Annotated in this window: 7 protein-coding genes; all 7 read left to right on the plus strand. The window is 45.8% G+C overall.

Going from position 1 to position 6,000, the window contains the following annotated elements:
• Positions 1–138: 138 nt before the first annotated feature.
• The 7 genes from LOR49_RS14700 (at position 139) to LOR49_RS14730 (ending at position 5,868) form a co-directional block, all read left to right on the plus strand.
• On the plus strand, positions 139–1,422 hold the full coding sequence (locus LOR49_RS14700) for an ABC transporter substrate-binding protein (protein WP_240377597.1): 1,284 nt from the start codon (positions 139–141) through the stop codon (positions 1,420–1,422).
• Positions 1,397–2,266, plus strand: a complete 870-nt coding sequence (locus tag LOR49_RS14705; protein WP_240377599.1) for an ABC transporter permease subunit — start codon at positions 1,397–1,399, stop codon at positions 2,264–2,266. The genes LOR49_RS14700 and LOR49_RS14705 overlap by 26 nt, the downstream gene beginning before the upstream one ends.
• A 3-nt stretch (positions 2,267–2,269) precedes the next feature.
• Complete coding sequence (locus LOR49_RS14710) at positions 2,270–3,064, plus strand: ABC transporter permease (protein ID WP_240377601.1); 795 nt, start codon at positions 2,270–2,272, stop codon at positions 3,062–3,064.
• Between the two features lie 12 nt (positions 3,065–3,076).
• Entirely contained in the window at positions 3,077–4,057 is a 981-nt protein-coding gene (locus tag LOR49_RS14715; protein WP_240377603.1) for an ABC transporter ATP-binding protein, read from the plus strand.
• Positions 4,058–4,070: 13 nt separating this feature from the next.
• Complete coding sequence (locus tag LOR49_RS14720; RefSeq protein ID WP_240377605.1) at positions 4,071–4,652, plus strand: CDP-alcohol phosphatidyltransferase family protein; 582 nt, start codon at positions 4,071–4,073, stop codon at positions 4,650–4,652.
• Complete coding sequence (locus tag LOR49_RS14725) at positions 4,653–5,555, plus strand: selenium metabolism-associated LysR family transcriptional regulator (RefSeq protein WP_240377607.1); 903 nt, start codon at positions 4,653–4,655, stop codon at positions 5,553–5,555.
• 145 nt (positions 5,556–5,700) lie between these two features.
• A complete protein-coding gene (locus LOR49_RS14730) occupies positions 5,701–5,868 on the plus strand; it encodes a hypothetical protein (RefSeq protein WP_240377609.1) in 168 nt (55 codons plus the stop codon).
• Positions 5,869–6,000: the final 132 nt, after the last annotated feature.

A 6,000-nucleotide genomic window follows, 5' to 3' on the forward strand; every position in this document is an offset into this window, starting at 1 on the left:
GACGCCTTGAAATCGAGTGAGTCGATAAATAAAGACGTCATAGCGAGTGAACGATGCTCTGAAATGAGTCCGCGAGAAGAATAACAGCGTCAAGAGTGAAAAACCTTACCGGCTATAGAAAGGGAAAGGAGTGATACAATGTTTAAAAACCCGTGGAAGAAGTGCGGAATTGGCTTAGTTGGGATATTCCTGGTCGCGATTTTTGCAGGTTGTACAAATTCAGAGAGTGGACAAACAGATGAACATTCCGAAAACAGTGCGAGTTCCGAAGCACTGCTCGAACAGCCCTGGGAAAAGACGGAGGCTGCAGCGGAAAACAGCCAGGTCAATTTGTACATGTGGGGTGGCGATGAAGGGGTGAATCGCTATATCGACAACTGGGTCGCGCCAAGGCTGAAAGAGAACTACGACATTACCTTAAAGCGCTATCCGATGGACATTACGGAAGTACTCCAAAAACTGCAAACGGAGAAAAGAGCAAACAAAGAGACTGGTGTTATGGATATCATCTGGATTAATGGAGAAAACTTTAAAAACGCGAAGGAAAACGGCCTGTTGTGGAACTCGTTCTCTGATAAGCTGCCGAATTTCAAGAAGTTTATAGGTCAGGATCGTGCTGATCTGCAAACAGACTTCGGTACCCCGGTGGAAGGCATGGAAGCGCCGTGGGGCAAAGTGCAATATGTGTTTTTTTATGATGCTGCCCATATCAAGAAACCTCCGCAAAATTTCATCGAGCTGGCACAATGGGTGAAAGAGAATCCTGGTAAGTTCACATATCCGGAAGTTCAGGATTTTACCGGCAGCGGCTTTATGAAACATCTGCTCTATGACAAAATGGGAAGAGACGTGTTAGAAAACGAACTGTATAGGGAAGAACTGACGAATGAGCATGGGGATGCCGTGTGGCAATATCTGAATGACATTCAGCCGTATCTATGGAAAAACGGAGAAAACTACCCGGCTTCACTTACGGAACTTGACCGTTTGTACAGCCAGGGGGAAGTGTGGATGACGATGGGGTACAATGAAGCGAGAGCCGAGCGATTAATAGAAGACGGTACCTTTCCGGAGACAACGAAAAGCTTTATCATGGAGCCAGGGTCAATTGGCAACTATCATTTTTTGTCCATCCCATTTAATAGTCCGAACAAGGCAGGTGCGATGGTAGCAATCAATGAATTACTGTCACCGGAGGCCCAACTGGAAAAAATGCAGCCATCTGTCTGGGGCGAAAACACCCCTCTCTCGTTGGAGAAATTATCCGAAGCTGATCAAGAAAAATTCAAAAACATAGAGCGCGGAGACAGCGTCCTGCCAAGTGAGCAACTCGAAGCGGCATATTTGAATGAAATGGATCCGGCTTATACCGAGTGGTTAAAGGAGAACTGGATGAGTGAAGTTGTTCAAACAACGCATTAAACCTTACTTGCTGTTGTTGCCAAGTGTGACCGCAGCAATTGTTTTCGTTGGCTGGGGGACTGCGGCTGCATTGCTGGAGAGTCTCCAGGATTGGGAAACTGGGGAATGGACGGTAGTGTATTATCACGAACTATTCACCAATCCTGTTTTTTGGGATTCCCTTTTCCTAAGTTTTTCGACAGCGCTGCTTTCCACTGCTGTTTCGGTGGTACTTGGCTTAGTAGTGACGAGGTATTTATATCACTATTTTAGGAAAAACCGCTGGAAATTGCTCGTATGGCTGCCGATGCTGGTACCTCATTTAGTTGCTGCTTACTTAGTCCTGTTATTTTTTTCAGACAGCGGCTTATTGTCATCGTTGTTGTATCGTTTTGGCTGGATTCAGGAGATGTCAGAATATCCTTTTTCCGTACAAAACCGGCAGGGTACTGGAATTATTTTAACTTACATATGGAAAGAAGTGCCCTTTGTCATTCTTATGCTGCTTCCTGTCTATTACCAGCTAAACTCAAATTACGAAGCGGTAATTCGCACGCTCGGAGGCGGTTCCTGGGAAGTGTTTAAAACTGCTGAGTTCCCTGCATTGGCACCGGTACTCACCGAGACAGGGATTATTTTGTTTTCCTTCACAATTGCAGCCTTTGAAGTGCCTTACATTCTTGGCGTCACGTATCCAAAAATGCTTCCGCTCTTATCGTACCAATGGTATTTTGAAAATGATTGGAGCAGCAGGCCTGCAGCTATGGCAGTCATGATGGTGACGACGTTCCTTACTCTGCTATTGGCATTTCTTGCTTTTGGCCTGTCGCAGCGACGACGAAATCAAATGTCAAGGGGTAAATAATTTGTGAAATCCTTTATCCGCAGAACCATGAAAATAACAGTATTGACTCTCATTGTCGTTGGATTACTTGCTCCCTTTTTGATCTTGGGCATGAGCAGCTTCGCTCACGAATGGCGCTGGCCCCAGCTGCTGCCGGCTTCATTCAGCTTGCGGGCATGGACTGTTGTGTTTCAAGATTCCCAGCTTTGGGAGGCACTCTTCGTGACAGCTGTAATCGGGATGCTCGTGATAGTACTGAACTTCCTATTAGGACTGCCGGCGGGAAGAGCGCTTGCTTATGAAGAGTTTAAAGGAAAATCCCTTATCGAAACACTGTTGCTCCTGCCGATTTTAGTACCAAGCTTAGCCATTGGGATGGGGCTGCTTTTCACTGCGATTCGATTAGGGATGGCCGATCACTGGATCGGGGTTGTCCTGATCCATCTGGTTCCGACACTTCCCTACACAATCCGGATTTTACGAGCCGGCTATGAAAATATTGGCTGGAAATATGAAGAGGCAGCTAGAAATTTAGGGGCATCCCCGTTTACTGTTTTTAAAACGGTAACTTTTCCACTTCTTTTTCCAAGTATCCGGGCAGTCGCGGCGTTAAGCTTCGTCATTTCGATTAGTCAATACGTATTGACTGCCTTAATTGGCGGAGGGCAGGTCATCACCTTGGCAATGATTTATTATCCGTATGTAAGCGGAGCAGACCGTCCGGTGACGGCTGCGTTTTCCTTGCTATTTATTGTCCTTACCATTGCCCTTTTGCTCATGTTCGAAAGTTTATTCCTGCGCAGCAGAAAAAAAGTCTAATAAGGAGTAAAAATGGAAACAGCCATGCTCAGTTGCCAGCATTTACAAGTACATATCAGTCACCACGTCATTTTGCACCGAATTAACCTTGCTGTACAGCACTCGGAAATTGTTTGTGTCGTGGGACCTTCAGGTTGTGGAAAAACGACACTTCTTCGTGCCATTGCCGGAATGGTTCCTGTGTCCGCCGGGCAAGTCCTACTCGAGGGCGTGAATATAACTCGAACGAAGCCCGAACGACGGCCGGTTGTGATGATGCACCAGGAAGCACTGTTGTTTCCGCATATGACGGTAATAGAAAATATTACGTACGGACTGAAGCTGCAAAAGATACCGAAAAAAGAACGGGAAAGACAAGGAATGCAGATGTTAAACCGGGTTGAAATGGCAGATTACGAGAATGTTTATCCCCATGCCCTTTCAGGAGGTCAGCAACAGCGCGTTGCGTTTGCGAGAGCACTTATCACGAAGCCGAAACTTATTCTTTTTGATGAACCGTTCAGCAGCCTTGATCCGCTGTTAAGAAGGTCACTTGGGATGTGGATGAAAGGGATGTTAAAAGAAGAAGGGATGACCGCTTTATTTGTAACGCACGACAAAGAAGAAGCGATGATGCTTTCTGATCGTGTAGCTGTGATGGTAGAAGGTGCTATACACCAAATCGGCCCGCCGCTCGACGTTTACCAGCGCCCGCTAAGTGTGGAAACAGCGGTGTTTTTTTCAGAAGGGATGCTTCTTGACAATCGTTTCTTTATTACCAATGATGCGTTCACCATTACCGCTGATTCGTCCACCCTTAAAGAAAAGAAGCTTGTGTTTAAAGGACACATTGCTGGAAAGTGGCTGCGTTCCGGGCAGCTATTTTATCACATCGTATTGGATACGGAGAGTCAGGAGCTGATTTTACCGGGGGAAGCTACTTTTTCGACCGGGGATAAGGTATTCATTGAGGCGCCTGAACAGGCAGTGGTCGACCTGGAAGAGATAAGATAAAGGGGAGGACGTGATGCTAGATACCCACGCGAGAAAATATGTTGAACCTGTGATTCAAAAAGCCGCCAAGTCGCTGGCTAAGCGAGGATGGACAGCTAACCAAGTGACTGTTGTAGGGTTTATGATTGGAAGCAGTGCAGGCTTGTTTGTCTATTTGGGACAGCCTTACATCGCGGTGATGGCTCTTTGGCTGTCGGGGTTTCTTGATGCCGTTGATGGCGCAATTGCCCGGCAGACAAAACCTTCCCTGTGGGGAACGCTGCTCGACATTTTGTTTGATAGGGTCGTGGAACTTAGTGTGATAATAGGCATTGCCTTTCGCTTTCCAGAGGCGATGTGGGCCCTCCTCCTTTTGACGTCAGCCATTGTCTTGTCGATGACCGTATTTTTAACGGTGGGAGCACTCGCTGATAAATCGGGAGTGAAATCGTTTTATTATCAGGCAGGATTGGCGGAACGCAGTGAAGGCTTTATATTACTGTCTTTGATGATGTTGTTCCATAGTCAATTAATTATTTTTACGTTGCTGTTTTTTTTCATGATTCTGTTTACTGTGACGCAGCGAATGATAGATGCCAAAAGAATGCTTTCATAAATGAGGGGCGAAAAAATTACGATGAATATCCGGAAGTTAGAAACGTTTATACTCTTAGTGGAAAAACAAAGCTTCTCTGAGGCAGCAGCCCGTCTAAATTGCTCACAGCCTGCGGTCAGCCGCCAGATGAAAAGCTTGGAAAAAGATTTAAACGTCGTTCTCATCGACCGACATGCGGCAGGGATATCCCCGACACCGGCCGGTCGTTTTCTTTATCAAACAGCCAAAGACATTCTGCAGCTGTGGCACAAAGCCGAGGCGGACATTCAGCGTTATCAGGACACGCTATCAGGTAATTTAATGATCGGGACAAGCACCATACCCGGAACCTATTTACTCCCCCGCTGGATTCGCAGCTTTCGTACACTCTATCCACACGTTGCCGTCTCCATTGAAATTGGGGATTCCAAACAAATGATTGAGAAATTACAAAACGAACAAGTGGACGTTGCCATTGTCGGAGCCGAGCCTGCGGAAGACACGGTGTTGTCTAAGGCCATCGCCTCTGACACACTCGTTGTCATTGCACCAAACGAGCACCCGTTGTGCGAGTTTACGAAAGAAAGCTGGAATCGTCTGCAGGAATATGATTTCGTTTTACGGGAAGAGGGCTCTGGCACGCGCAAAGTGATGGAACGTTACTTACAGCAGCATGACATCTCGCTCTCCCAGTTACGGGCCGTTCTTCATGTGGGCAGTACAGAAGCGTTGATTGCAGCAGTGGAGGAAGGGGTCGGCATTAGTGTCGTGTCCAATTTGGCAGCTATTCCGGCTGCAAAAGCGGAGCGGATCAAGATTATTGATGAATTCGCCGGCTTTGAACGGACTTTTTATCTAGCAGCTTTAAGAAAAAAAGAGAGCAACCCGATTATTAAAGAATTCCTCGCCCACTTTCAAGAATAACTTGTACTTGTGGGCTGAATCTGGTGTAGCATGTGCCGTTGGGGTCGACACAGGCACTTGCTATTTTTTGTTTACATTTTCTAAAAATTCTTATAACATTATTTTATATATTCCGTAAGCGAATGCGTTAACCAGGGGGAATGGGATGGAGAATATAGACCAAAAGCAACGTACATTGGCGAACATGATCAGGGGTTTAGAAGGAAGCTTCTTTGTTGGCAGAGATAAAGAAATCGACTGTTACCGGGCATTCATACAGAGGGCGCATCCTTATCAGCGTATTTTATCACTTTTTCCATCCCCATCCTCCTAAAAATTAATGTTCATTTTTTTTATTAATGTGAACTAAATTTCATAAGTGTTTAAATAGATAATGAATACGAATAAATTATTGATTAACACAGGAATTATTCGTTTAAATCCGTAAACACCAGTTTTTGATTGG

The sequence above is a fragment of the Bacillus piscicola genome, from assembly GCF_022458745.1.
GTDB classification, from domain to species: domain Bacteria; phylum Bacillota; class Bacilli; order Bacillales; family Marinococcaceae; genus Alteribacillus_A; species Alteribacillus_A piscicola.